20 protein-coding genes and 2 tRNA genes are annotated in these 25,664 nt (G+C 56.9%); 21 read left to right on the top strand and 1 reads right to left on the bottom strand.

Translation table 11 applies throughout. The features are described from left to right. Window positions 1-56 precede the first annotated feature (56 nt). From dnaK to greA, 6 genes are all read left to right on the top strand, one after another. Window positions 57-1,973 carry a molecular chaperone DnaK gene (gene dnaK / locus BFC21_RS14755; RefSeq protein ID WP_086798784.1) on the top strand — a complete coding sequence of 639 codons (1,917 nt, stop codon included), beginning with the start codon at window positions 57-59 and terminating at the stop codon, window positions 1,971-1,973. Window positions 1,974-2,292: 319 nt separating this feature from the next. Beyond that, window positions 2,293-3,417, top strand: a complete 1,125-nt coding sequence (gene dnaJ / locus BFC21_RS14750) for a molecular chaperone DnaJ (protein WP_088378204.1) — start codon at window positions 2,293-2,295, stop codon at window positions 3,415-3,417. 10 nt (window positions 3,418-3,427) lie between these two features. After that, on the top strand, window positions 3,428-4,234 hold the full coding sequence (dapB, locus tag BFC21_RS14745) for a 4-hydroxy-tetrahydrodipicolinate reductase (protein ID WP_029611723.1): 807 nt from the start codon (window positions 3,428-3,430) through the stop codon (window positions 4,232-4,234). Between the two features lie 259 nt (window positions 4,235-4,493). After that, entirely contained in the window at window positions 4,494-5,630 is a 1,137-nt protein-coding gene (gene carA / locus BFC21_RS14740; protein WP_016783446.1) for a glutamine-hydrolyzing carbamoyl-phosphate synthase small subunit, read from the top strand. A 112-nt stretch (window positions 5,631-5,742) separates the two neighbouring features. Beyond that, the gene (carB, locus tag BFC21_RS14735; protein ID WP_120266288.1) at window positions 5,743-8,964 is read left to right on the top strand and encodes a carbamoyl-phosphate synthase large subunit; all 3,222 of its coding nucleotides are present in this window, start codon (window positions 5,743-5,745) and stop codon (window positions 8,962-8,964) included. After that, window positions 8,961-9,437, top strand: a complete 477-nt coding sequence (gene greA, locus BFC21_RS14730; protein WP_016783444.1) for a transcription elongation factor GreA — start codon at window positions 8,961-8,963, stop codon at window positions 9,435-9,437. The genes carB and greA overlap by 4 nt, the downstream gene beginning before the upstream one ends. A gap of 281 nt (window positions 9,438-9,718) precedes the next feature. On the opposite strand, the gene yhbY is transcribed toward greA, so the two are convergent. Continuing rightward, entirely contained in the window at window positions 9,719-10,027 is a 309-nt protein-coding gene (gene yhbY, locus BFC21_RS14725; RefSeq protein ID WP_003439595.1) for a ribosome assembly RNA-binding protein YhbY, read from the bottom strand. A gap of 107 nt (window positions 10,028-10,134) precedes the next feature. Between yhbY and rlmE the strand changes: the two genes are divergently transcribed. The 15 genes from rlmE (at window position 10,135) to pnp (ending at window position 25,498) form a co-directional block, all read left to right on the top strand. Beyond that, window positions 10,135-10,785 carry a 23S rRNA (uridine(2552)-2'-O)-methyltransferase RlmE gene (gene rlmE, locus BFC21_RS14720; protein WP_016783443.1) on the top strand — a complete coding sequence of 217 codons (651 nt, stop codon included), beginning with the start codon at window positions 10,135-10,137 and terminating at the stop codon, window positions 10,783-10,785. Between the two features lie 193 nt (window positions 10,786-10,978). Continuing rightward, window positions 10,979-12,886, top strand: coding sequence for an ATP-dependent zinc metalloprotease FtsH (gene ftsH, locus BFC21_RS14715; protein WP_088378202.1), 1,908 nt, complete (start codon window positions 10,979-10,981; stop codon window positions 12,884-12,886). 8 nt (window positions 12,887-12,894) lie between these two features. Then, complete coding sequence (folP, locus tag BFC21_RS14710; RefSeq protein WP_088378201.1) at window positions 12,895-13,746, top strand: dihydropteroate synthase; 852 nt, start codon at window positions 12,895-12,897, stop codon at window positions 13,744-13,746. A 16-nt stretch (window positions 13,747-13,762) separates the two neighbouring features. Then, the gene (gene glmM, locus BFC21_RS14705) at window positions 13,763-15,100 is read left to right on the top strand and encodes a phosphoglucosamine mutase (RefSeq protein WP_120266287.1); all 1,338 of its coding nucleotides are present in this window, start codon (window positions 13,763-13,765) and stop codon (window positions 15,098-15,100) included. Window positions 15,101-15,166: 66 nt separating this feature from the next. Beyond that, the gene (gene tpiA / locus BFC21_RS14700) at window positions 15,167-15,922 is read left to right on the top strand and encodes a triose-phosphate isomerase (RefSeq protein ID WP_086798772.1); all 756 of its coding nucleotides are present in this window, start codon (window positions 15,167-15,169) and stop codon (window positions 15,920-15,922) included. A 2-nt stretch (window positions 15,923-15,924) separates the two neighbouring features. Further along, a complete protein-coding gene (gene secG / locus BFC21_RS14695; RefSeq protein ID WP_003439612.1) occupies window positions 15,925-16,308 on the top strand; it encodes a preprotein translocase subunit SecG in 384 nt (127 codons plus the stop codon). 29 nt (window positions 16,309-16,337) lie between these two features. Beyond that, window positions 16,338-16,423: transfer RNA gene (locus BFC21_RS14690), tRNA-Leu, on the top strand. Window positions 16,424-16,519: 96 nt separating this feature from the next. Further along, window positions 16,520-16,596, top strand: a tRNA-Met gene (locus BFC21_RS14685). Window positions 16,597-16,737: 141 nt separating this feature from the next. Continuing rightward, the gene (gene rimP, locus BFC21_RS14680) at window positions 16,738-17,196 is read left to right on the top strand and encodes a ribosome maturation factor RimP (protein WP_016783438.1); all 459 of its coding nucleotides are present in this window, start codon (window positions 16,738-16,740) and stop codon (window positions 17,194-17,196) included. Window positions 17,197-17,243: 47 nt separating this feature from the next. After that, window positions 17,244-18,725, top strand: a complete 1,482-nt coding sequence (nusA, locus tag BFC21_RS14675) for a transcription termination factor NusA (protein WP_016783437.1) — start codon at window positions 17,244-17,246, stop codon at window positions 18,723-18,725. Between the two features lie 27 nt (window positions 18,726-18,752). After that, window positions 18,753-21,257, top strand: a complete 2,505-nt coding sequence (infB, locus tag BFC21_RS14670) for a translation initiation factor IF-2 (RefSeq protein WP_095002554.1) — start codon at window positions 18,753-18,755, stop codon at window positions 21,255-21,257. A 158-nt stretch (window positions 21,258-21,415) separates the two neighbouring features. Continuing rightward, the gene (gene rbfA, locus BFC21_RS14665; protein WP_016783435.1) at window positions 21,416-21,817 is read left to right on the top strand and encodes a 30S ribosome-binding factor RbfA; all 402 of its coding nucleotides are present in this window, start codon (window positions 21,416-21,418) and stop codon (window positions 21,815-21,817) included. Between the two features lie 3 nt (window positions 21,818-21,820). Continuing rightward, on the top strand, window positions 21,821-22,738 hold the full coding sequence (truB, locus tag BFC21_RS14660; RefSeq protein ID WP_016783434.1) for a tRNA pseudouridine(55) synthase TruB: 918 nt from the start codon (window positions 21,821-21,823) through the stop codon (window positions 22,736-22,738). 162 nt (window positions 22,739-22,900) lie between these two features. Next, complete coding sequence (gene rpsO / locus BFC21_RS14655; RefSeq protein WP_016783433.1) at window positions 22,901-23,170, top strand: 30S ribosomal protein S15; 270 nt, start codon at window positions 22,901-22,903, stop codon at window positions 23,168-23,170. A gap of 222 nt (window positions 23,171-23,392) precedes the next feature. Continuing rightward, window positions 23,393-25,498: a polyribonucleotide nucleotidyltransferase gene (gene pnp / locus BFC21_RS14650; protein ID WP_088378199.1), complete on the top strand. Its 2,106-nt coding sequence runs from the start codon at window positions 23,393-23,395 to the stop codon at window positions 25,496-25,498. Window positions 25,499-25,664 lie beyond the last annotated feature (166 nt).

The following is a 25,664-nucleotide window of genomic DNA, read 5'->3' as shown; positions in this document are numbered from 1 at the left end:
GCCGCAGTTGGTCATTACTGCTGCGGCAACAAAATTCAAATTTAGGGAGAGTAAACATGGGCAGAATTATCGGTATTGACCTCGGCACCACCAACTCGTGTGTGTCGGTTCTGGAAAACGGTAAAGCTAAAGTTATTGAAAACGCAGAAGGCGCGCGCACCACGCCGTCGATCGTTGCGTATGCCAATGATGGTGAAATTCTGGTTGGTCAGTCGGCCAAGCGTCAGGCAGTGACCAATCCGCATAACACCCTGTACGCGGTGAAGCGTCTGATCGGTCGTCGTTTTGACGAAGAAGTTGTACAGAAAGACATTCAGATGGTTCCGTACAAAATCGCCAAGGCTGACAACGGCGACGCTTGGGTTGAAGTGAACGGCCAGAAAATGGCTCCGCCACAAATCTCGGCTGAAATCCTGAAGAAAATGAAGAAAACCGCCGAAGACTACCTCGGCGAGCCAGTGACTGAAGCGGTGATCACCGTTCCGGCCTACTTCAACGACAGCCAGCGTCAGGCGACCAAAGACGCCGGCCGTATCGCGGGCCTGGACGTAAAACGCATCATCAACGAACCAACCGCAGCTGCTCTGGCTTACGGTATGGATAAAGCGAAAGGCGACCACACTGTCATCGTTTATGACCTGGGTGGCGGTACTTTCGACGTATCGGTCATTGAAATTGCCGAAGTTGATGGCGAGCACCAGTTTGAAGTGCTGGCAACCAATGGTGACACGTTCCTGGGTGGTGAAGACTTTGACATCCGTCTGATCGACTACCTGGTTGACGAGTTCAAGAAAGAAAGCGGCATGAACCTCAAAGGTGACCCGCTGGCGATGCAGCGTCTGAAAGAAGCTGCAGAAAAAGCCAAGATCGAACTGTCTTCGAGCCAGTCGACTGACGTGAATCTGCCTTACATCACTGCAGATGCCACCGGTCCTAAGCACTTGAACGTGAAAATTTCGCGCGCCAAGCTGGAATCGCTGGTTGAAGACCTGGTTCAACGCACCATCGAGCCTTGCCGCATCGCGCTGAAAGACGCCGGTATCGACGTTGGTTCGATCAACGACGTGATCCTGGTCGGTGGCCAGACTCGTATGCCGCTGGTACAGAAGCTGGTAACCGAGTTCTTCGGCAAGGAAGCACGTAAAGACGTGAACCCGGACGAAGCTGTTGCAATGGGTGCTGCCATCCAGGGCGCGGTATTGGCCGGTGATGTTAAAGACGTTCTGTTGCTGGACGTGAGCCCGCTGACTCTGGGTATCGAAACAATGGGCGGCGTAATGACTGCCCTGATCGAGAAAAACACCACGATTCCTACCAAGAAATCGCAAGTGTTCTCGACTGCAGACGATAACCAGGGCGCAGTGACTATTCACGTGCTGCAAGGCGAGCGTAAGCAAGCCGCACAGAACAAGTCGTTGGGCAAGTTCGACCTGGCTGACATTCCACCTGCTCCACGTGGCGTGCCTCAGATCGAAGTGACCTTCGACATCGATGCCAACGGCATCCTGCACGTAAGTGCAAAAGACAAGGCGACTGGCAAGTCTCAGTCGATCGTGATCAAGGCTAACTCGGGTCTGTCCGAGGAAGAAATCGCCCAGATGGTTCGCGATGCCGAGATCAACGCTGAAGAAGACCGCAAGTTCGAAGAGCTGGCAGCTGCACGTAACCAGGGCGACGCACTGGTTCACTCGACTCGTAAAATGATCGTCGATGCTGGCGACAAAGTAACCGAGGAAGAGAAAACTGCAATCGAAGCTGCTGTAGTTGCACTTGAAGCCGCTGTTAAAGGCGACGACAAGGCGGCTATCGAAGCCAAGGTTGAAGAGCTGTCCAAGGTATCTGCTCCGGTTGCACAGAAAATGTACGCCGAGCAGGCGAACCCGGCAGACGCAGCGGCCAAGCCAGCTGATTCGGCTGAAAAAGCGGACGACGTTGTCGACGCTGAGTTCGAAGAAGTAAAAGACAACAAGTAATCAGCTTGTTTGTCGCCCGGTTGACCGCGCTTGAGCGGTGACTGGTAGGATGTCGCCGCGCGGGAGCTTGCTCCCGCGTTGGCGTGTCTGGAGTGCCAGAATTTTTACAGCATGCGACAAGGTCGAATGCTGGCGGTTTGGCCTGGATCTTTCCTGTTTTCCGGCCTGAAGTAACCGCTCCTGGCGGCCAATGCATTGGCTGTTAAACACAAACCTATATCGTTGAAAAGACGTGAGTCGGGTCTGATCCTTTCGGGCTTGGCGGGTTTGGCGAGGCTCGGGAGGGTTTTGTCGAACGTCCTTGAGAGTGCAAAGAATTATGGCAAAGCGCGACTATTACGAAATATTGGGTGTTGAACGCACCTCCACCGAGGTAGAGCTGAAGAAAGCCTATCGTCGCCTGGCGATGAAGCATCACCCGGACCGTAATCCGGATGACAAGGCTTCGGAAGAGCTGTTCAAAGAAGCCAACGAGGCTTACGAGGTTCTGTCGGATTCCAGCAAGCGTGCTGCCTACGATCAATACGGCCATGCCGGTGTTGATCCGCAAATGGGTGGTGGCGGTGCCGGCTTCGGCGGTCAGAACTTCTCCGATATTTTCGGTGATGTGTTCAGCGATTTCTTTGGCGGTGGTCGTGGCGGCTCCCGGGGCGGCGCGCAGCGTGGTAGCGATTTGCGCTATACGCTGGAGCTGGATCTGGAAGAGGCTGTGCGCGGTACCACGGTCAATATCCGCGTTCCTACGCTGGTCAATTGCAAACCGTGTGACGGTTCGGGCGCCAAGAAGGGCTCTTCGCCGGTGACCTGTACCACCTGTGGCGGTATTGGCCAGGTGCGCATGCAGCAGGGCTTCTTCGCGGTTCAGCAAACGTGCCCGCGCTGTCACGGTCAAGGCAAGGTCATTTCGGATCCGTGCGAAAGCTGCCGTGGCGAAGGTCGCGTAGAAGAGTACAAGACCCTTTCCGTCAAAGTGCCTGCGGGCGTTGATACCGGCGATCGCATTCGTCTGTCGGGCGAAGGCGAGGCGGGCGTGCAGGGTGGGCCGACTGGCGACCTGTATGTGGTAATCGATGTGCGCGAGCACGCGATTTTCCAGCGCGATGGCAAGCATCTGTTCTGCGAAGTGCCGATCAACTTTGCTGACGCTGCGCTGGGCGCTGAAATTGAAGTGCCGACCCTGGATGGTCGGGTCAAGCTGAAAATCCCGGAAGGTACGCAAAGCGGCAAGCAATTCCGTTTGCGTGGCAAAGGCGTGGCCCCGGTGCGCGGTGGCGGTGCTGGCGATTTGATGTGCCGTGTGGTGATCGAAACCCCGGTCAAGCTGAGCCGTCGTCAGCGCGAGCTGATGGAAGAGTTCCGTACCACGCTGGAAGGTGATAGCTGCCACTCGCCGAACGCCACGGGCTGGTTCGAAGGCGTTAAGCGTTTTTTCGGCGACCTCTAAGGAGCGGTAGATGCGACGTATAGCTGTGATGGGCGCTGCCGGGCGCATGGGCAAGACCTTGATCGATGCGGTGCAGCAGCGTTCGCCAGTGTGCGGGCTGACCGCGGCCATCGTGCGTCCGGGCAGCTCCCTGGTGGGGGCTGATGCCGGTGAGCTGGCTTCTATCGGGCGCATCGGCGTGCCGTTGTCAGAAAGCCTGCAAGCGGTCGCGGCTGATTTCGACGTGCTGATCGACTTCACCCTGCCTGAAGTGATGCTCGCCAACCTGGCGGTGTGTCGCAAATTGGGCAAGGCGATGGTGATCGGCACCACGGGGCTCAATGCCGAGCAAAAGCAGTTGCTGGTCGAAGCTGGCCAGGATATTGCGATTGTCTTTGCTTCCAACTTCAGTGTTGGCGTCAATCTGTCGTTCAAGCTGCTGGACATGGCGGCGCGGGTGATGGGTGAAGATGCCGATATCGAAATCATCGAGGCCCATCACCGGCACAAGGTCGACGCCCCTTCGGGGACGGCGATGCGCATGGGCGAGGTGATTGCCGATGCCTTGGGTCGTGATCTGCAAAAGGTTGCGGTGTATGGTCGCGAAGGCCATACCGGCGCCCGCGAGCGTGAAACCATCGGTTTCGCCACTGTGCGCGGCGGTGATGTGGTGGGTGATCACACAGTGTTGTTCGCCACAGAAGGTGAGCGCCTGGAAATCACCCACAAGGCATCGAGCCGCATGACCTTTGCCAAGGGTGCCGTTCGTGCAGCCTTGTGGCTGCAAGGGCGCGAGCCGGGCCTGTATGACATGCAGGATGTGCTCGACCTGCGTTGAGTTAACTCTGTAAAATCGGGCTGTTGGCGCGCCAGTAGCCCGATTTTTAACCGCTAAGCGATGTTCTGTCGCATTCCCCTGTCTTTTAGACTCTTTAGCGGTAGACCAAAAAAGCCTTTTTCTGTAAGCTACAGCTTTAGTGTGTCCACTAAAAGCGCGCAGATAATTCGATGAAGAAGCGGGGTGACGTGTCCATACGTCACTCCGCTTTTTTACAACCTGCGATCGCCCTTTCAGGCTTTATTTACGGGAGGTCTTCTTGACTAAGCAAGCCATACTCGCCCTCGCTGATGGCAGCATTTTTCGCGGCGAAGCCATTGGGGCCGACGGTCAAACCGTTGGTGAGGTGGTGTTTAACACCGCAATGACTGGCTACCAGGAGATCCTGACGGATCCTTCCTACGCTCAGCAAATCGTGACCCTGACTTACCCGCATGTTGGCAACACCGGTACTACCCCGGAAGACGCCGAGTCTGATCGTGTCTGGTCCGCAGGTCTGGTAATCCGTGATCTGCCGCTGGTTGCTAGCAACTGGCGCAACACCATGTCGCTGGCCGACTACCTGAAAACCAACAATGTTGTGGCCATCGCCGGTATCGACACTCGCCGCCTGACGCGCATCCTGCGTGAGAAAGGCGCGCAGAACGGTTGCATCATGGCGGGCGACAATATTTCTGAAGAAGCTGCCATCGCAGCTGCTCGCGGCTTCCCGGGCCTGAAGGGCATGGATCTGGCGAAAGTCGTCAGCACCGAAAAAGCCTACGAGTGGCGCTCCAGCGTCTGGAACCTGGCTACCGACAGTCACCCGACGATCGAAGCCAGCGAACTGCCTTATCACGTGGTCGCTTATGACTACGGCGTAAAGTGGAACATCCTGCGCATGCTGGTTGAGCGCGGCTGCCGCGTGACCGTGGTGCCTGCGCAAACTCCGGCCAGTGATGTTCTGGCACTCAACCCGGATGGCGTGTTCCTGTCCAACGGCCCGGGTGACCCTGAGCCATGCGACTACGCGATCACTGCAATCAAGCAAGTGCTGACCACCGAGATTCCGGTTTTCGGTATCTGCCTGGGCCACCAGCTGCTGGCCCTGGCTTCCGGCGCCAAGACCGTGAAAATGGGTCATGGCCATCACGGTGCTAACCACCCGGTCCAGGATCTGGACACCGGTGTTGTGATGATCACCAGCCAGAACCACGGTTTTGCGGTAGACGAAGCGAGCTTGCCAGCCAATGTGCGCGCCATCCACAAGTCGCTGTTCGACGGCACCCTGCAAGGTATCGAGCTGACCGACAAGAGCGCTTTCAGCTTCCAGGGTCACCCTGAAGCAAGCCCTGGCCCGAACGACGTTGCACCGCTGTTCGATCGCTTCATCAATGAGATGGCCAAGCGCCGTTAATCAGCCTTCTGTTTGCGCCCTGTGGCGGCCCCGAGCTTCGGTGGCCCCCGGGGTGCATCACAAACCTGATTGACAGCTTGCCGACTGACCTGCGGATTTGAGTGACAAACCCATGCCAAAACGTACAGACATAAAAAGCATCCTGATTCTCGGCGCTGGCCCGATCGTTATCGGCCAGGCCTGTGAGTTCGACTACTCCGGCGCCCAGGCCTGTAAAGCCCTGCGCGAAGAGGGTTACCGCGTCATCCTGGTGAACTCCAACCCGGCCACCATCATGACCGACCCGGACATGGCCGACGCCACCTACATCGAGCCGATCAAATGGCAGACCGTTGCCAAGATCATCGAAAAAGAGCGTCCGGATGCACTGCTGCCAACCATGGGCGGCCAGACTGCTCTGAACTGCGCACTGGACCTGGAGCGCGAAGGCGTTCTGGAGAAGTTCGGCGTAGAGATGATCGGTGCCAACGCTGACACCATCGACAAGGCTGAAGACCGTTCGCGTTTCGACAAGGCGATGAAGTCCATCGGCCTGGACTGCCCGCGCTCCGGTATCGCTCACACGATGGAAGAGGCCAATGCGGTCCTCGAGCGACTGGGCTTCCCGTGCATCATTCGTCCGTCCTTCACTATGGGCGGCACCGGTGGCGGTATTGCCTACAACCGTGAAGAATTCGAAGAAATCTGTACGCGTGGTCTGGACCTGTCGCCAACCAAAGAGCTGCTGATCGACGAATCCCTGATCGGCTGGAAAGAGTACGAGATGGAGGTTGTCCGCGACAAAAAGGACAACTGCATCATCGTGTGCTCGATCGAAAACTTCGACCCGATGGGCGTGCACACCGGTGACTCGATCACCGTTGCTCCGGCACAGACCCTGACGGACAAGGAATACCAGATCATGCGTAACGCCTCCCTGGCGGTACTGCGTGAGATCGGCGTTGAAACCGGCGGTTCCAACGTTCAGTTCGGCATCTGCCCGGACACCGGCCGTATGGTCGTGATCGAGATGAACCCGCGTGTATCGCGTTCGTCGGCGCTGGCATCGAAAGCTACCGGCTTCCCGATTGCGCGTATCGCTGCCAAGCTGGCGATCGGTTACACCCTGGACGAGCTGCAAAACGAAATCACCGGTGGCGCCACACCAGCGTCCTTCGAGCCGTCCATCGACTACGTTGTGACCAAGCTGCCGCGCTTCGCTTTTGAGAAGTTCGCCAAGGCTGACGCCCGTTTGACCACACAGATGAAATCTGTGGGTGAAGTCATGGCTATCGGCCGGACTTTCCAGGAATCCCTGCAAAAGGCCCTTCGCGGTCTGGAAGTGGGTGTCAGCGGTCTTGATCCAAAGCTGGACCTGAGCAACCCGGAAAGCATGGCCGTGCTCAAGCGCGAGCTGACCGTGCCGGGCGCCGAGCGTATCTGGTACGTGGCTGACGCGTTCCGTGCTGGCATGACCGTTGAAGATATCTTCGGCATGAACATGATCGACCCTTGGTTCCTGGTACAGATCGAAGATCTGATCAAGGACGAAGAAAAAATCAAGACCATGGCTCTGTCGTCGATCGATCGCGACGCCATGTACCGCCTCAAGCGCAAGGGCTTCTCCGACGCGCGCCTGGCCGTGTTGCTGGGTGTGACCGAGAAGAACCTGCGTCGCCACCGTCACAAGCTGGAAGTGTTCCCGGTCTACAAGCGTGTTGACACCTGCGCGGCCGAGTTCGCCACCGACACCGCCTACATGTACTCCACCTATGAGGAAGAGTGCGAAGCCAACCCTTCGGATCGTGACAAGATCATCATCCTGGGTGGCGGCCCGAACCGTATCGGCCAGGGCATCGAGTTCGACTACTGCTGCGTTCACGCCGCTCTGGCACTGCGTGCCGACGGTTACGAGACCATCATGGTCAACTGCAACCCGGAAACCGTGTCCACCGACTTCGATACCTCGGATCGTCTGTACTTCGAATCCGTAACCCTGGAAGACGTGCTGGAAATCGTCCGCGTCGAGAAGCCAAAAGGCGTGATCGTCCAGTACGGTGGCCAGACTCCGCTGAAACTGGCGCGTGCCCTGGAAGAAGCCGGCGTGCCGATCATCGGTACCAGCCCTGACGCCATCGACCGTGCCGAAGACCGTGAGCGCTTCCAGCAGATGGTTGAGCGCCTGAACCTGCGTCAGCCGCCTAACGCCACTGTGCGCAGCGAAGACGAAGCCATTCGTGCCGCTGGCAAGATCGGTTACCCGCTGGTTGTTCGTCCTTCCTACGTGTTGGGCGGCCGTGCGATGGAAATCGTCTACGAAGAAGAAGAGCTCAAGCGCTACCTGCGTGACGCGGTAAAAGTGTCCAACGACAGCCCGGTGCTGCTGGACCACTTCCTCAACTGCGCCATCGAAATGGACGTGGACGCGGTCTGCGACGGTACTGATGTGGTGATCGGCGCGATCATGCAGCACATCGAACAGGCGGGTGTTCACTCCGGTGACTCCGCGTGCTCGCTGCCGCCGTACTCGCTGCCGCTGCACATCCAGGACGTGATGCGCGAACAGGTCAAGAAAATGGCCCTGGAATTGGGCGTTGTCGGCCTGATGAACGTGCAATTGGCTCTGCAGGGCGAAGATATCTACGTGATCGAAGTGAACCCGCGTGCATCGCGTACCGTTCCTTTCGTCTCCAAGTGCATCGGTGTTTCCCTGGCAATGATCGCGGCTCGCGTGATGGCCGGTAAAACCCTGAAGGAAATCGGTTTCACTAAAGAAATCATTCCTAACTTCTACAGCGTGAAAGAGGCGGTCTTCCCGTTCGCCAAATTCCCTGGCGTTGACCCGATTCTCGGCCCAGAGATGAAGTCCACCGGTGAAGTGATGGGCGTGGGCGATACCTTCGGCGAAGCCTTTGCCAAGGCCCAGATGGGTGCAAGCGAAGTGCTGCCGACTGGCGGTACTGCTTTCATCAGCGTACGCGACGACGACAAGCCACTGGTTGCCGGTGTTGCCCGCGACCTGATCAACCTGGGCTTTGAAATTGTTTCGACCGTTGGCACTGCCAAGTTCATCGAAGCGGCTGGCCTTAAAGTGCGCCGCGTGAACAAGGTGACCGAAGGTCGTCCGCACGTTGTCGACATGATCAAGAACGACGAAGTAACCTTGATCATCAACACCACCGAAGGTCGTCAGTCGATTGCTGACTCCTATTCCATTCGCCGCAACGCGCTGCAGCACAAGATCTACTGCACCACGACTATTGCTGCTGGCGAAGCGATCTGCGAAGCGCTTAAATTCGGTCCTGAAAAAACCGTACGTCGCTTGCAGGATCTACACGCAGGATTGAAGGCATGATCAAGTACCCAATGACGGTCCAGGGCGCCAAAGCCCTGGAAGAAGAACACGCACATCTGACCAAGGTTGTTCGTCCCAAGCTGAGCCAGGACATCGGCACGGCGCGTGAGCTGGGCGACCTTAAAGAAAACGCTGAATACCATGCTGCCCGCGAGCAGCAGGGTATGGTTGAGGCGCGTATCCGTGACATCGAAGGCCGTATGCAGAACGCGGTGATCATCGATGTCACGACGATTCCTCACACCGGCAAAGTGATTTTCGGCACCACGGTCGAGATCGCCAACGTTGAAACTGACGAAAGCGTGACCTACCAGATCGTGGGTGAGGATGAGGCTGACTTCAAACTCGGAAAAATCTCCGTGGGTTCGCCACTGGCCCGTGCCTTGATTGCCAAGGAAGAGGGTGATGTGGTGGCGGTGAAAACACCGGGCGGCGTCATTGAGTACGAAATTGTTAAAGTAAGTCACATCTAAGAACGGCGCCCGCATTGTGCGGGCGCACTTCTTTGGCGGCCGGCCCGGTTGTTCCGGGTTGGTGGCCTGTGGTTGTTGCACACAGAATTGTTTGCCGGTGCTGGCCGCAATGCGGTTGGCAGCGTAGTACGTTGAAGTGGCAAGTAGCAGGTGAGGGGAGTGGTGCGTTGGGCGTCTCTGGCTGCCTGATGCGTTGCGCGGGCAGTTCTTGCATGACTCTCGGGCTTTGGCCCTGGAAGAGTTTCAGGGCGCGCCAGGCGCACCCTTGACCCTTGTCGACATCACTTGAAGCGATGGATGTTCGACAGTTGCTTGTTTACATTGACGTTCTTGCGGTACAGAAGCGCCATTTTGCCGATAACCTGTACCAGTTCCGCTTTGCCTGCCTTGCACAGTTCTGCAATGGCCTCCAGGCGGGATTCGCGATCCAGGATGTTGACTTTGATTTTAATCAGCTCGTGATCGCCCAATGCGCGTTCGAGTTCGGCTAAAACACCTTCAGTCAAACCATTGTCAGCCACAGTCAAAACTGGTTTCAGATGGTGGCCAATGGATTTGTACTGTTTCTTCTGCTCTTGAGTGAGCGGCATAATCTGACCCCTGTGTCTGATCTTGTAAAAAGCGGCGGCCAGTTTACCCGAGCGAGTCCCAGACCGCCCAGTTAATCACGACCCGTTTAAAATTTTTGAGGTGGCCCGTGGCCCGTTCCAAGACTAGCCTTAACTGGCTGAAAGAACATTTCAACGACCCGTACGTCAAAATGGCGCAAAAAGACGGGTATCGCTCCCGCGCCAGCTACAAATTGCTGGAGATCCAGGAGCGCGACAAGCTGATTCGTCCTGGCATGACCGTTATCGACCTGGGCGCGGCCCCGGGTGGCTGGTCGCAGGTGACCAGTCGTCTGATCGGTGGCCAGGGGCGTTTGATTGCTTCCGACATCCTGGACATGGACAGCATCCCGGATGTGACCTTCATCAAGGGCGACTTTACCGAGGACGCCGTGCTTGCACAGATCCTCGAGGCCGTCGGAAATACACAAGTAGACCTTGTGATTTCAGATATGGCCCCCAATATGAGTGGATTGGCAGCTGTCGATATGCCGCGGGCAATGTTTCTGTGCGAATTGGCACTGGACCTTGCCGGTCGCGTCCTACGTCCAGGTGGTGATTTTCTGATCAAGGTTTTCCAGGGTGAAGGCTTCGACCAGTACCACAAGGACATTCGCAAGCTGTTTGACAAGGTACAGATGCGCAAGCCGTCTTCGTCGCGAGACAGGTCCCGCGAGCAGTATTTGCTGGGGCGCGGCTTCCGCGGTGTTGAAGGTTCGGCCAGTGATGAACGTCTGTAACAAGGGCGATAGATTTTTTTGAATCGCTTTACAGATCTGGCATAACGAATATTGTGTAGGCAAAGTTTCACAAAGGGTTACAGACGGAGCCTGCAAGGGTTGTAGGCAATGTAGTAAGTTATGCCGGTGAATATCATGCGAAGCACGCTTCAGTAGCGGGGCTTGTGCTTCAGAGGGTAGCTAATTGAACGATATGGCAAAGAATCTGATCCTGTGGTTGATCATCGCCGCTGTCCTGGTGACAGTGATGAACAACTTCTCCAGTCCAAACGAGCCACAAACCCTCAACTATTCCGACTTCATCCAGCAAGTTAAGGATGGCAAGGTCGAGCGCGTTGCCGTGGATGGCTACGTGATTACCGGCAAACGCAGCGATGGCGATACCTTCAAGACCATCCGTCCGGCTATTCAGGACAACGGTTTGATCGGCGACCTGGTGGATAACCACGTAACCGTTGAAGGCAAATTGCCTGAGCAACAAAGCATCTGGACCCAGTTGCTGGTTGCCAGCTTCCCGATCCTGGTCATCATCGCGGTCTTCATGTTCATGATGCGCCAGATGCAGGGCGGTGCCGGCGGTAAAGGCGGCCCGATGAGCTTTGGCAAGAGCAAGGCGCGACTGCTGTCGGAAGACCAGGTCAAGACGACCCTGGCTGACGTAGCAGGTTGCGATGAAGCCAAGGAAGAAGTGGGCGAGCTGGTTGAGTTCCTGCGCGATCCGGGCAAGTTCCAGCGCCTGGGCGGTCGCATTCCGCGTGGCGTGCTGATGGTGGGTCCACCGGGTACCGGTAAGACCCTGATCGCCAAGGCGATTGCGGGTGAGGCCAAGGTGCCGTTCTTCACCATCTCCGGTTCCGACTTTGTTGAAATGTTCGTGGGCGTTGGCGCCAGCCGCGTGCGTGACATGTTTGAGCAGGCCAAGAAACACGCGCCTTGCATCATCTTTATCGATGAAATCGATGCGGTCGGTCGTCACCGTGGTAACGGTATGGGCGGCGGTCATGACGAGCGCGAGCAGACCCTTAACCAGTTGCTGGTTGAGATGGACGGCTTTGAGATGAACGACGGCATCATCGTGATTGCCGCCACCAACCGTCCTGACGTACTTGACCCGGCGCTGCTGCGTCCGGGCCGTTTCGACCGTCAGGTCGTGGTGGGCTTGCCGGACATTCGTGGCCGCGAGCAGATTCTCAAGGTCCACATGCGCAAAGTGCCAATGGGCGATGATGTCCAGCCGGCCGTTATTGCACGTGGTACGCCGGGCTTCTCGGGTGCTGACCTGGCCAACCTGGTCAACGAGGCTTCCCTGTTCGCGGCGCGTACCGGCAAGCGTGTTGTTGAAATGAAAGAGTTCGAGCTGGCCAAGGACAAGATCATGATGGGCGCCGAGCGCAAATCGATGGTCATGTCGGATAAAGAAAAGCGCAACACGGCTTATCACGAAGCGGGTCACGCTATCGTGGGTCGCGTGGTGCCAGAGCATGATCCGGTCTACAAGGTGTCGATCATTCCTCGTGGCCGTGCCCTGGGCGTGACCATGTTCCTGCCGGAAGAAGATCGCTATAGCCTGTCCAAGCGTGCGCTGATCAGCCAGATCTGCTCGCTCTATGGTGGCCGTATCGCTGAAGAGATGACCCTGGGTTTCGACGGTGTGACCACCGGCGCTTCCAATGACATCATGCGAGCCAGCCAGATTGCCCGCAACATGGTGACCAAGTGGGGCTTGTCCGAGAAGCTCGGCCCGCTGATGTATGCCGAGGACGAAGAGTCCTACCTGGGTCGTGGTGGTGGTCAGTCTGCAAACGTATCGGGCGAGACAGCCAAGCTGATCGACTCCGAAGTGCGCAGCATCATTGACCAGTGCTACAACACCGCCAAGCAGATCCTGACAGATAACCGCGACAAGCTGGATGCAATGGCTGACGCGTTGATGAAGTACGAAACGATCGATGCCGATCAGATCGACGACATCATGGCGGGTCGTCCGCCACGCGAGCCTCGTGACTGGGAAGATGGCAACTCGGGTACCCCGACTGCCCCTACGCTGGATAAAACCGAGCGCCCGGAAACACCTATCGGCGGCCCTGCTGCTGATCAATAAGGCTTGAAATGACTTCTGTTCAGTCCTCAACCCGGTTGCCTTGCGGCAACCGGGTTCTTGATTTGGCCCATACGCATGTTATGGGCATCCTCAATGTCACCCCCGATTCCTTTTCCGATGGCGGCCGCTTCGCACCGCTGGACGCGGCTCTGCGCCATGCAGAGGCGATGGTGTTGGCCGGTGCGACCCTGATTGATGTTGGTGGCGAGTCAACCCGCCCTGGTGCTCCTGTGGTCTCCCCGCAGGCAGAGCTCGACCGGGTTGCGCCGGTTGTCGAGCGTATCGCTCGGGAACTGGATGTGATTATTTCGGTCGATACATCCGCGCCAATGGTCATGACCGAGGTTGCGCGCCTTGGCGCAGGGTTGATCAATGACGTGCGCTCGCTGCGCCGTGAAGGGGCCTTGCAGGCTGCAGCAGCCACCGGCTTGCCGGTGTGTCTGATGCATATGCTCGGCGAGCCCGGCGACATGCAGGACAATCCGCACTACGAAGATCTGGTCGGCGAGGTGTCGGCGTTTCTGGCTGACAGCATGGTGCGTTGTGCAGCAGCAGGCATCGGGCCTGAGCGCATCGTGCTGGACCCGGGGTTTGGTTTTGCCAAAACCTTGCAGCACAATTTGAGCCTGTTCAAGCATATGGAGGCCCTGCATGCACTGGGTCGGCCTTTGCTGGTGGGCGTGTCTCGTAAAAGCATGGTCGGGCAGACACTGAACCGGCCAGTTGCAGAGCGGCTCTATGGCAGCCTGGCTCTTGCGGCATTGGCGATGACCAAGGGCGCGCGTATTTTGCGTGTCCATGATGTTGCCGAAACAGTTGATGTGGTACGGATGATCGCAGCGGTAGATGCCGCCGACTAAGAATGATGGAGCACTTATGACAAAGAAGTATTTTGGCACCGACGGTATTCGTGGTCGGGTCGGCGTTTATCCGATTACCCCTGACTTTATGCTCAAGTTGGGCTGGGCAGCGGGCATGGCGTTTCGCAGCAAGGGCGCTTGCCGGATCCTGGTAGGCAAGGACACCCGCATCTCGGGTTACATGTTCGAGTCTGCCCTTGAGGCCGGCTTGTCGGCTGCCGGGGCGGATGTGATGCTGCTGGGGCCTATGCCCACGCCGGCCATTGCCTACCTGACCCGCACCTTCCATGCGGAAGCGGGCATCGTGATCAGCGCTTCGCACAACCCCCATGACGATAACGGCATCAAGTTCTTCTCCGGCGAGGGCACCAAGCTGCCTGACGACGTTGAGCTGATGATCGAAGAGTTGCTGGATGCGCCGATGACGGTTGTCGATTCCGACAAGCTCGGCAAGGTCTCGCGGATCAATGATGCGCCGGGCCGTTATATCGAATTTTGCAAAAGCAGTGTGCCAAGCAGCACCAAATTCAGCGGCATGAAGATTGTTCTCGACTGCGCCCACGGTGCGACCTACAAGGTTGCGCCAAGTGTCTTCAAGGAGCTGGGTGCTCAAGTCGTTGTGCTGTCGGCTCAGCCTGATGGCCTGAACATCAACGAAAACTGCGGTTCGACCCATATGGGTCAGTTGCAGGCGGCCGTGGTGGCTGAAGGTGCGGACCTGGGTATTGCCTTTGATGGCGACGGCGACCGGGTATTGATGGTTGACCATACCGGTGCCGTGGTCGATGGCGATGAGCTGTTGTTTATCATTGCCCGTGACTTGCACGAACGTGGCAAGTTGCAGGGTGGCGTTGTTGGTACGCTGATGAGCAACCTTGGCCTTGAGCTGGCATTGGCTGACCTGGGTATTGAGTTCGTGCGCGCCAATGTCGGTGACCGTTATGTGATCGCGGCCCTGCAAGAGCGTAACTGGCTGGTGGGGGGTGAAAACTCCGGGCATATTGTGTGCTTCCAGCACACCACGACGGGCGATGCGATCATTGCGGCGCTGCAGGTGTTGCTGTCCTTGCGTCGTCGCGACGAAAGCCTGGCCCAGTCGCGCCAGGCGCTGCGCAAGTGCCCGCAAGTGCTGTTGAACGTGCGCTTTGCAGGTGGCGTTGACCCTGTTGAGCTTCCGGCTGTCAAAGAGGCGTGCGCGCGAGTGACGGCGGCCATGAAGGGTCGTGGTCGCGTGTTGCTGCGCAAGTCTGGAACAGAGCCTCTGGTGCGTGTCATGGTCGAAGGCGATGACGAAAACATGGTTCGCGGCTACGCCGAAGAGCTGGCAAAACTGGTAAGTGAAGTTTGTTCCTGAATTCGGCTTGCCAGCTTTGATTTGGTTGGGTAACATCTGCGCCCACTTTGACCGACGAGGTAAAGCATGCGTCGCACTATGGTAGCTGGTAACTGGAAGATGCACGGTACCCGCGCCAGCGTCGCTGAGCTGATCGACGGTCTGCGTGGTCTGGTCCTGCCAAACGATGTTGATGTTGCAGTATTTCCGCCTCAGCTGTTTATTGATCGTGTTATCAATGGCTTGCAAGGCGCAGCGATTTCGGTCGGTGCTCAGGATACGGCAGTGGAGTCGGGGCAGGGCGCGCTGACTGGCGAGGTTTCCTCTAGCCAGTTGGCAGACGCAGGTTGCAAGCTGGTGCTTGTGGGACACTCTGAACGCCGCCTGATTCTGGGTGAGCAGGATGAGACACTCAATCGCAAGTTTGCAGCGGCCCAAGCCTCTGGCTTGACGCCAGTGCTGTGCATAGGGGAGACCCTGGAGCAGCGCGAAGCGGGACAAACGCTTGAAGTGGTAGAGCGTCAGCTGAATGCCGTGATTGACGAGTTTGGCATCGATGCTTTTGTAAATGCCGTGATTGCATACGAGCCGGTCTGGGCCATTGGCACCGGGCTGACCGCATCGCCACAGCAAGCGCAAGATGTGCATGCGGCCATTCGCGCACAGCTGGCGCAAAAGAATTCTGAAGTGGCACAAGGTGTGCGGCTTCTATACGGCGGCAGCGTGAAGGCGGCCAATGCGGTCGAACTGTTCAGCATGCCGGATATCGATGGGGGACTCATTGGCGGGGCTTCCCTGAATGCAGATGAGTTCGGTGCGATCATTCGTGCCGCAGGAAACTGAAAATGCTGGATAACGTCGTAACTGTGTTTCATCTGTTGACAGCATTGGGTGTGATTGCCCTGGTTTTGCTGCAACAGGGCAAGGGAGCGGATGCTGGAGCATCTTTCGGCGCAGGTGCATCAAATACTGTGTTCGGAAGCCAAGGTTCCTCTACCTTTCTTAGTAAGTTTACTGCTATACTTGCCGCAGGTTTTTTCATAACCAGCTTAGGGTTAGGTTACTTTGCTAAAGAGAAAGCTGAACAGCTGACTCAAGTAGGTTTGCCAAACCCAGCGGTGTTGGAAGTACCAGTGCAAAAACCGGCTTCAGATGATGTTCCGGTGCTTCAAGAGCAAAAGTCGGCAACTCCTGCGACTGACGTACCTCCAGCTCAAGAGCAAAAGTAAAACGGGTTTCATGATGTAAACGTTGTATTGCCGAGGTGGTGGAATTGGTAGACACGCAACCTTGAGGTGGTTGTGCCCATAGGGTGTAGGGGTTCGAGTCCCCTTCTCGGTACCAATTATCAAGAATGCCCGCAGTAGCGGGCTTTCTTGTATGTGGAAGGTTAGATTGACCCGTCAAGGGATCAACCGTATACTTCCGCTCCAGCTTTGTCGCGGGATGGAGCAGTCTGGTAGCTCGTCGGGCTCATAACCCGAAGGTCGTCGGTTCAAATCCGGCTCCCGCAACCAGTTTCAGCGGAGCCCCTTTTCAGGGGCTTTTTGTTAGCTGGACACTTTATAGCGTCGGTATTCAACGACGTTTCAGAGATGGGCGCTTCGCCCATTTTTTCATTTTGCACAGCATGCACAAACATGCACTAGGGGGTTCAGGTGTCGAGCAAGCTAGAACAGTTGCAGGACTTGTTGGCCCCGGTGGTCGTGGCCCTTGGCTATGAATGCTGGGGTATTGAATTTTCGGCTCAAGGCCGCCATTCAATGTTGCGTGTGTATATCGACAAGGAAGGCGGCGTACTGGTGGATGACTGCGCAATCGTGAGTCGTCAGATCAGCGGCGTTCTGGATGTCGAAGATCCTATCGCTGTTGAATACACCCTTGAAGTTTCTTCTCCTGGCATGGAACGCCCACTGTTCACGCTTGAACAGTTTGCCCAATTTGTCGGTGAGCAAGTGAAGATCAAGCTGCGCTCGCCTTTTGAAGGGCGACGTAACTTTCAGGGCCTTCTGCGCGGCGTAGAAGAGCAGGACATCGTGGTGCAGGTTGAAGACCATGAATTCCTGTTGCCGATCGATATGATCGACAAGGCCAACATTATTCCCAGTTTTGACTGAGACGCGGATCCCGCGGATCCAATGGCTTGCGAAAGGCGAGGCGTACGATGAGCAAAGAAGTACTGCTGGTTGTTGAGTCGGTGTCCAATGAAAAGGGCGTACCGGCAAACGTTATTTTTGAAGCGCTGGAGCTGGCTCTGGCCACCGCTACTAAAAAGCGTTTTGAAGACGAAGTCGAACTGCGTGTGGAAATCAATCGCCACACCGGTAACTATGAGACTTTCCGTCGCTGGACTGTGGTCGAAGACGAAGATCTGGATGATCCAGCATACGAGTTGGCTGTAGACCAGGCCCAGGCGAAACAGCCAGGCGCGAAAGCCGGCGATATTATCGAAGAGAAAATCGATTCTATCGAATTCGGTCGGATTGCTGCACAGACGGCCAAACAGGTCATCGTGCAAAAAGTTCGCGAAGCCGAGCGTGCTCAAGTAGTCGATGCCTATCGTGAGCGTCTGGGCGAAATCATTTCCGGCACCGTTAAAAAGGTGACTCGCGACAATGTGATCGTTGACCTGGGTAACAACGCTGAAGCGTTGCTGGCCCGTGAAGACATCATTTCGCGTGAGACTTTCCGTGTTGGCGTACGCCTTCGCGCATTGCTCAAGGAAATCCGCACTGAAAACCGCGGTCCTCAGCTGATCCTGTCGCGTACCGCGCCAGAGATGCTGATCGAACTGTTCCGCATTGAAGTGCCAGAAATCTCCGAAGGCCTGATCGAAGTGATGGCGGCCTCCCGCGATCCTGGATCACGCGCTAAAATAGCTGTTCGCTCGAAAGACAAGCGCATTGATCCGCAAGGTGCCTGCATCGGTATGCGCGGTTCGCGCGTCCAGGCAGTGTCCGGCGAATTGGGCGGAGAGCGAGTGGATATCGTCCTTTGGGATGACAACCCGGCGCAGTTCGTGATCAACGCAATGTCGCCAGCAGAAGTGGCGGCTATTATCGTCGACGAAGATGCCCATGCAATGGACATCGCCGTTGGCGCAGACAATCTGGCCCAGGCGATTGGTCGCGGCGGTCAGAACGTACGTCTGGCCAGCCAGTTGACCGGCTGGACCCTGAACGTGATGACCGAATCGGACATCCAGGCCAAGCAGCAAGCAGAAACCGGCGATATCCTGCGCAACTTCATCGAAGAGCTGGAAGTTGATGAAGACCTGGCGCAGGTACTGGTTGATGAAGGCTTTACTAGCCTGGAAGAGATTGCCTACGTACCGGTGGAGGAAATGCTCAACATCGATGGCTTTGACGAAGATACCGTCAACGAGCTTCGCGCTCGCGCCAAGGATCGACTGTTGACTAAAGCCATCGCTACTGAGGAAAAGCTGGCAGACGCCCATCCGGCCGAAGACCTGCTCTCGCTTGAGGGTATGGACAAGGATTTGGCGATGGAACTGGCGGTGCGCGGCGTAATTACCCGCGAAGACCTGGCCGAGCAGTCTATTGACGACCTGCTCGACATCGACGGCATTGACGATGATCGTGCCGGCAAGTTGATCATGGCCGCCCGAGCCCATTGGTTCGAGTAATTAGGCGCGGCCTGAGGAGAGAAATGCATGACGCAAGTCACGGTGAAACAACTGGCCGATGAGGTCAAAACACCGGTTGAGCGCCTGTTGCAGCAGATGCGTGAGGCAGGTCTGCCGCACAACGCCGCCGAGCAGAATGTAACCGATAGTGAGAAGCAGGCTCTGCTGACTCACCTGAAAAGCAGCCACAAGGCTAAAGTGGAAGAACCGCGCAAGATCACTTTGCAGCGTAAAACCACCAGCACCCTGCGTGTAGCTGGCAGCAAAAGCATCAGCGTTGAAGTACGCAAGAAGAAAGTCTTCGTACAGCAAAGCCCGGAAGAAATCGAAGCCGAGCGCAAACGTGAGATGGATGAACGTCGTGCAGTAGAAAATGCCGCACGTCAAAAGGCTGAAGAAGAGTCCAAGCGTCGCGCCGAAGAAGAAGCGCGCCGCCAGCCTGCATCTGCTCCTGTTGCAGCTCCGGCTCCGGCCGCTGCAGCGCCTGCACCTGTGCAAGCCGCAGCGCCAGCACCGGCTCCAGCCGCTGATGCACGCAAGCGTGACGAACAGCGTCGCCCGGACAAACCACGCGCAGACGACAACAATCGTCGCGGCAGTGGTGACGGCGATCGCAAAAACGCTCCGCATCGTGCCTCGGTTAAAGAAAAAGCACCGACTCCACGTGTTGCTCCGCGTACTTCCGACGAAGAAAGCGACAGCTTCCGTCGCGGTGGTCGTGGCAAGGGCAAGCTGAAGAAGCGCAACGCTCACGGTTTCCAGAGCCCAACCGGCCCTGTTGTTCGTGACGTGCAGATTGGCGAGACCATCACTGTCGGCGATTTGGCTGCACAGATGTCGGTCAAGGCTGCCGAAGTCATCAAGTTCATGTTCAAGCTGGGTACTCCAGCGACCATCAACCAGGTACTGGATCAGGAAACTGCCCAACTGGTTGCTGAAGAACTGGGCCACAAAGTGACTCTGGTCAGCGACAACGCCCTGGAAGATTCCCTGGCCGAGTCCCTGAAGTTCGAAGGCGAGTCGTTCTCCCGTGCTCCGGTTGTGACCGTAATGGGCCACGTTGACCACGGTAAAACGTCCCTGCTCGACTACATCCGTCGTGCCAAGGTAGCTGCTGGCGAAGCCGGTGGTATTACTCAGCACATCGGTGCGTACCACGTTGAAACCGAACGCGGCATGGTCACGTTCCTCGACACCCCGGGTCACGCTGCGTTTACCGCAATGCGTGCTCGTGGTGCCAAGGCAACTGACATCGTGATTCTGGTTGTGGCTGCAGACGACGGCGTAATGCCGCAGACCATCGAAGCTGTTCAGCATGCGAAAGCCGCTGGCGTGCCGCTGGTTGTTGCAGTGAACAAGATCGACAAGCCAGGTGCTGACCTCGATCGCATTCGCAGCGAACTGTCCGTTCACGGCGTGACGTCGGAAGAGTGGGGTGGTGACACTCCGTTTGTTTCGGTCTCGGCGAAAATGGGTACTGGCGTTGACGAATTGCTCGAAGCCGTATTGCTGCAAGCCGAAGTTCTGGAACTCAAGGCAACACCATCGGCTCCTGGCCGTGGCGTAGTGGTTGAGTCCCGTCTGGACAAAGGCCGTGGCCCTGTTGCAACCGTTCTGGTTCAAGACGGTACCCTGCGCCAAGGCGACATGGTTCTGGTCGGTTCCAACTACGGCCGCATCCGCGCCATGCTCGACGAGAACGGCAAGCCTATCAAGGAAGCCGGTCCATCCATCCCTGTCGAGATCCTCGGCCTGGACGGTACGCCAGATGCTGGCGACGAGATGAGCGTAATGACCGACGAGAAGAAGGCGCGTGAAGTTGCCCTGTTCCGTCAAGGCAAGTTCCGCGAAGTGAAACTGGCGCGTGCTCACGCAGGCAAGCTGGAAAACATCTTCGAGAACATGGGCCAGGAAGAGAAGAAGACGCTTAACATCGTCCTCAAATCTGACGTCCGTGGTTCGTTGGAAGCTCTGCAGGGCGCTCTGAGCGGCCTGGGTAACGATGAAGTGCAAGTGCGCGTAGTGGGCGGCGGTGTCGGTGGTATCACCGAGAGCGACGCTAACCTGGCACTGGCCTCCAACGCTGTACTGTTTGGCTTCAACGTGCGTGCCGATGCCGGCGCTCGCAAGATTGTCGAGCAGGAAGGCCTGGACATGCGTTACTACAACGTCATCTACGACATCATCGAAGACGTCAAGAAAGCCCTTACCGGCATGCTTGGCAGCGACGTTCGGGAGAACATCCTGGGTATCGCCGAAGTCCGTGACGTGTTCCGCTCGCCGAAGTTTGGCGCGGTTGCAGGTTGCATGGTGCTGGAAGGTGTTGTTCACCGTAACCGTCCAATCCGCGTACTGCGTGAAGACATCGTTATCTACGAAGGCGAGCTGGAATCCCTGCGTCGCTTCAAGGATGACATGTCCGAAGTGCGTGCCGGCATGGAATGCGGTATCGGCGTCAAGAGCTACAACGACGTTAAAGTCGGTGACAAGATCGAAGTGTTCGAGAAGGTCCAGGTTGCTCGCAGCCTCTAAATCGCGAGCCTCAAGAGCGAGGACGAGCCCGCGCATGCATTTGCGCAGCGCTCGGCCTGGACTCTAAACGCAACGCCCGGTCCGGCTTCTGTCAGGCCGGGCGTTTGCCGCTTTCAGAACGCATGGGTTTCCCATGGGTGAGTAACAGGTAACAAGACATGGCAAAAGAATATAGCCGTACCCAACGTATCGGCGATCAGATGCAGCGCGAGCTGGCACAGCTGATCCGTCGCGAAGTCAAAGACCCGCGCGTGGGTCTGGTCACCATTACTGCTGTTGAAGTCAGCCGTGACGTCGGTCACGCCAAGATCTTCATCACCGTAATGGGTCAGGACAGCGCTGAAGACATCGCCCAGAGCATCAAGGTGCTGAACTCGGCAGCGGGTTTCCTGCGCATGCAACTGGCGCGTGAAATGAAGCTGCGCAGCGTTCCGCAGTTGCACTTCCACTACGATGAAAGCGTCGTGCGTGGTGCTCACCTGTCCGCCTTGATCGAGCGTGCAGTGGCTGAAGACAATCAGCACCCTGAAACCACTGCTCCCGAAGACACCAAGGAGTAACCGGTGGCTCAGGTCAAGCGTATCCGTCGTAACGTCAGCGGCATCATCCTGCTGGACAAGCCTCTTGGGTTCACCTCCAACGCGGCCCTGCAGAAAGTCCGCTGGCTGCTCAATGCCGAGAAGGCAGGGCACACCGGTAGCCTCGATCCATTGGCCAGCGGTGTATTGCCGCTGTGCTTTGGCGAAGCCACCAAGTTTTCGCAATACCTGCTCGATTCTGACAAGGGTTATGAAACCCTGATGCAATTGGGCAAGACCACCACCACGGCAGACGCTGAAGGCGAGGTTTTGCAGACGCGTCCGGTGACCGTTGGTCGCGCCGATATTGAAGCTGTTTTACCCAAGTTTCGTGGGCAAATCAGTCAGATACCGCCGATGTACTCTGCGCTCAAGCGTGACGGACAGCCGCTTTACAAGCTGGCCCGTGCAGGCGAAGTGGTGGAGCGTGAACCACGTTCTGTTACTATTACCCGCCTCGAATTGCTGGCCAGCGAAGGCGACACTGCGCGCTTGGCCGTCGACTGCACCAAAGGCACCTATATCCGTACCCTTGTGGAAGATATCGGTGAGCAATTGGGTTGCGGGGCATACGTTGCAGAACTGCGTCGTACGCATGCCGGACCTTTCAGCCTGGCCCAGACGGTCACACTGGAAGAACTGGAAGCGGTGCATGCCGAAGGCGGCAATGAAGCGGTTGACCGTTTCCTGATGCCGTCGGACAGTGGCCTGCTTGACTGGCCGCTGCTGCACTTCTCCGAAGCCAGCGCGTTCTACTGGCTCAACGGCCAGCCAGTACGTGCTCCGGATGCTCCGAAGTTCGGGATGGTGCGGGTACAAGATCACAACGGTCGCTTTATCGGTATCGGTGAAGTGAGCGAAGACGGGCGCATTGCGCCGCGTCGACTGATTCGGTCGGAATGACCGGAACCAGGCTGCATCGGGGTGTAATATTTCCGGCGCAGACTGGAACGAGGGTGGCTGTTATTGGGCACGGTCACATCTCACATTTAAATACGAGGATTTGTCCTCGGCCCATTGGATCTGTCTTGTTCGCAAGCAGGCCCTAGTTGAAAGGAAAGCCAAATGGCACTTACAGTTGAACACAAAGCAGAAATCGTAAAAGACTACCAGCAAGCTCCAGGTGATACAGGTTCTCCAGAAGTGCAGGTTGCACTGCTGACCTTTAACATCAACACGCTGCAAGGTCACTTCAAAGCTAACAGCAAAGATCACCACTCCCGTCGTGGTCTGATCCGCATGGTAAACCAGCGTCGCAAGCTGCTGGACTACCTCAAAGGCAAGAACGTTGAGCGTTACAAAGCGCTGATCGCTCGCCTGGGTCTGCGTCGCTAATAGCGATGTTGCTAGAGGCTGGTTGTCTGTCGCACGTTTGCGGGTTTCCCGCAGGCGTACGGCAGGCTTCCAGCCTCAAGTTTTATCTGGACTAGCCGGATTCTTACGAAAACTGCCACGGGGCTGTTTTCGTAAGCATCCTGAGTCGGGTCGATACCCGATGTTGCACATGACTTTCGCAAGAAACCCGTTCCCCAAGAGCCACAAAGAAGGTAGGACACCGTGAACCCGGTTATCAAAAAATTTCAGTTCGGTCAGTCGACCGTTACGCTCGAGACTGGCCGTATCGCCCGTCAAGCTTCCGGCGCAGTATTGGTCACCGTTGACGACGACGTCAGCGTATTGGTGACTGTGGTCGGCGCCAAGCAAGCTGATCCAGGCAAGGGCTTCTTCCCTCTGTCGGTTCACTACCAGGAAAAAACCTACGCTGCAGGTAAAATCCCTGGCGGTTTCTTCAAGCGTGAAGGTCGCCCTTCCGAGAAAGAGACCCTGACTTCGCGACTGATCGACCGTCCGATCCGTCCACTGTTCCCTGAAGGTTTCATGAACGAAGTGCAGGTTGTCTGCACCGTTCTGTCCACCAGCAAGAAAACCGATCCGGACGTCGCTGCGATGATCGGTACTTCGGCTGCCCTGGCTATCTCCGGTATTCCTTTCGATGGTCCGATCGGCGCTGCCCGCGTTGCTTACCACGAAAGCACCGGCTACCTGCTGAACCCGACTTACGAGCAACTGGCTGCCTCCAGCCTGGACATGGTCGTTGCCGGTACTTCGGAAGCCGTATTGATGGTTGAATCGGAAGCCAAAGAGCTGACCGAAGACCAGATGCTGGGCGCCGTACTGTTTGCCCACGACGAATTCCAGGTGGTTATCCAGGCTGTCAAAGAGCTGGCTGCCGAAGCTGCCAAACCAACCTGGGACTGGGCTGCTGCCCCGGAAGCAACCGCACTGCTGGGCGCTATCCGTGCCGAGTTCGGCGACGCGATCTCCCAGGCTTACACCATCACCGTCAAGGCCGACCGTTACGCTCGCCTGGGCGAGTTGAAGGATCAGGTTGTTGCCAAGCTGTCCGGTGAAGAAGGCCAGCCTTCTGCCAGCGAAGTCAAAGCGGCTTTCGGCGAAATCGAATACCGCACCGTTCGCGAAAACATCGTTAACGGCAAGCCGCGTATCGATGGTCGTGACACCAAGACTGTTCGCCCTCTGAACATCGAAGTCGGCGTTCTGCCAAAGACCCACGGTTCGGCCCTGTTCACCCGTGGTGAAACTCAGGCGCTGGTTGTTGCTACCCTGGGTACTGCGCGTGACGCACAGCTGCTGGACACCCTGGAAGGCGAGAAAAAAGACCCGTTCATGCTGCACTACAACTTCCCTCCGTTCTCGGTAGGTGAGTGTGGTCGCATGGGTGGCGCTGGTCGTCGCGAAATCGGTCACGGCCGTCTGGCCCGTCGTTCGGTTCAGGCCATGCTGCCTGCTGCTGACGTGTTCCCGTACACCATTCGTGTTGTATCGGAAATCACTGAGTCCAACGGTTCCAGCTCGATGGCATCGGTTTGCGGTGCTTCCCTGGCACTGATGGACGCTGGTGTGCCGATGAAGGCACCGGTTGCCGGTATCGCCATGGGTCTGGTTAAGGAAGGCGAGAAGTTCGCAGTTCTGACCGACATCCTGGGTGACGAAGACCACCTGGGCGACATGGACTTCAAAGTAGCGGGTACCGCCAAAGGTGTTACCGCGCTGCAGATGGACATCAAGATCAAGGGCATCACCGAAGAAATCATGGAGATCGCACTGGGCCAGGCCCTGGACGCTCGCCTTAACATCTTGGGCCAGATGAACCAGATCATTGCCGTTTCGCGCAATGAGCTGTCGGCCAACGCGCCGACCATGATCGCAATGAAGATCGACACCGACAAAATCCGTGATGTTATCGGTAAAGGCGGCGCGACCATCCGTGCAATCTGTGAAGAAACCAAGGCTTCGATCGATATCGAAGACGACGGTTCGATCAAGATCTTCGGCGAGTCCAAGGAAGCAGCAGAAGCAGCGCGTCAGCGCGTTCTGGGCATCACCGCGGAAGCCGAGATCGGCAAGATCTATGTGGGCAAGGTTGAGCGTATCGTCGACTTCGGCGCATTCGTAAACATCCTGCCGGGCAAAGACGGCCTGGTTCACATCTCCATGCTGAGCGACGCTCGCGTTGAGAAAGTGACTGACATTCTGAAAGAAGGTCAGGAAGTGGAAGTGCTGGTACTGGACGTGGACAACCGCGGCCGTATCAAGCTGTCCATCAAGGACGTTGCTGCTGCGAAGGCTTCGGAAGCTTAATAGCCGCCGATACCTGCGTTGAAAAAGGACCCTGCGGGGTCCTTTTTTTATGGCTACAGTAAAGTCAGCGCCAAAGGGCCATATGCCATGAGTCGAAAGCCGCAACTTGCATGCAGAATTAACCGGCGCCATGCATTTTGCACGACAGGTTAAAAATGACAAACTT

Source organism: Pseudomonas sp. TMW 2.1634, from assembly GCF_001703595.1.
In the GTDB taxonomy this organism is placed as follows: Bacteria; Pseudomonadota; Gammaproteobacteria; order Pseudomonadales; family Pseudomonadaceae; genus Aquipseudomonas; species Aquipseudomonas fragi.
Note: the sequence above shows the minus strand (reverse complement) of the source record. Positions and strands in the feature narration are given on the sequence as shown.

Excerpts from the sequence above, each read along its gene's own strand:
- dnaK (WP_086798784.1), top strand. The coding sequence starts at position 57 with ATGGGCAGAATTATCGGTATTGACCTCGGCACCACCAACTCGTGTGTG.
- dnaJ (WP_088378204.1), top strand. The coding sequence starts at position 2,293 with ATGGCAAAGCGCGACTATTACGAAATATTGGGTGTTGAACGCACCTCC.
- dapB (WP_029611723.1), top strand. The coding sequence starts at position 3,428 with ATGCGACGTATAGCTGTGATGGGCGCTGCCGGGCGCATGGGCAAGACC.
- carB (WP_120266288.1), top strand. The coding sequence starts at position 5,743 with ATGCCAAAACGTACAGACATAAAAAGCATCCTGATTCTCGGCGCTGGC.
- greA (WP_016783444.1), top strand. The coding sequence starts at position 8,961 with ATGATCAAGTACCCAATGACGGTCCAGGGCGCCAAAGCCCTGGAAGAA.
- yhbY (WP_003439595.1), bottom strand. The coding sequence starts at position 10,027 with ATGCCGCTCACTCAAGAGCAGAAGAAACAGTACAAATCCATTGGCCAC.
- ftsH (WP_088378202.1), top strand. The coding sequence starts at position 10,979 with ATGGCAAAGAATCTGATCCTGTGGTTGATCATCGCCGCTGTCCTGGTG.
- folP (WP_088378201.1), top strand. The coding sequence starts at position 12,895 with ATGACTTCTGTTCAGTCCTCAACCCGGTTGCCTTGCGGCAACCGGGTT.
- glmM (WP_120266287.1), top strand. The coding sequence starts at position 13,763 with ATGACAAAGAAGTATTTTGGCACCGACGGTATTCGTGGTCGGGTCGGC.
- tpiA (WP_086798772.1), top strand. The coding sequence starts at position 15,167 with ATGCGTCGCACTATGGTAGCTGGTAACTGGAAGATGCACGGTACCCGC.
- secG (WP_003439612.1), top strand. The coding sequence starts at position 15,925 with ATGCTGGATAACGTCGTAACTGTGTTTCATCTGTTGACAGCATTGGGT.
- nusA (WP_016783437.1), top strand. The coding sequence starts at position 17,244 with ATGAGCAAAGAAGTACTGCTGGTTGTTGAGTCGGTGTCCAATGAAAAG.
- infB (WP_095002554.1), top strand. The coding sequence starts at position 18,753 with ATGACGCAAGTCACGGTGAAACAACTGGCCGATGAGGTCAAAACACCG.
- rbfA (WP_016783435.1), top strand. The coding sequence starts at position 21,416 with ATGGCAAAAGAATATAGCCGTACCCAACGTATCGGCGATCAGATGCAG.
- rpsO (WP_016783433.1), top strand. The coding sequence starts at position 22,901 with ATGGCACTTACAGTTGAACACAAAGCAGAAATCGTAAAAGACTACCAG.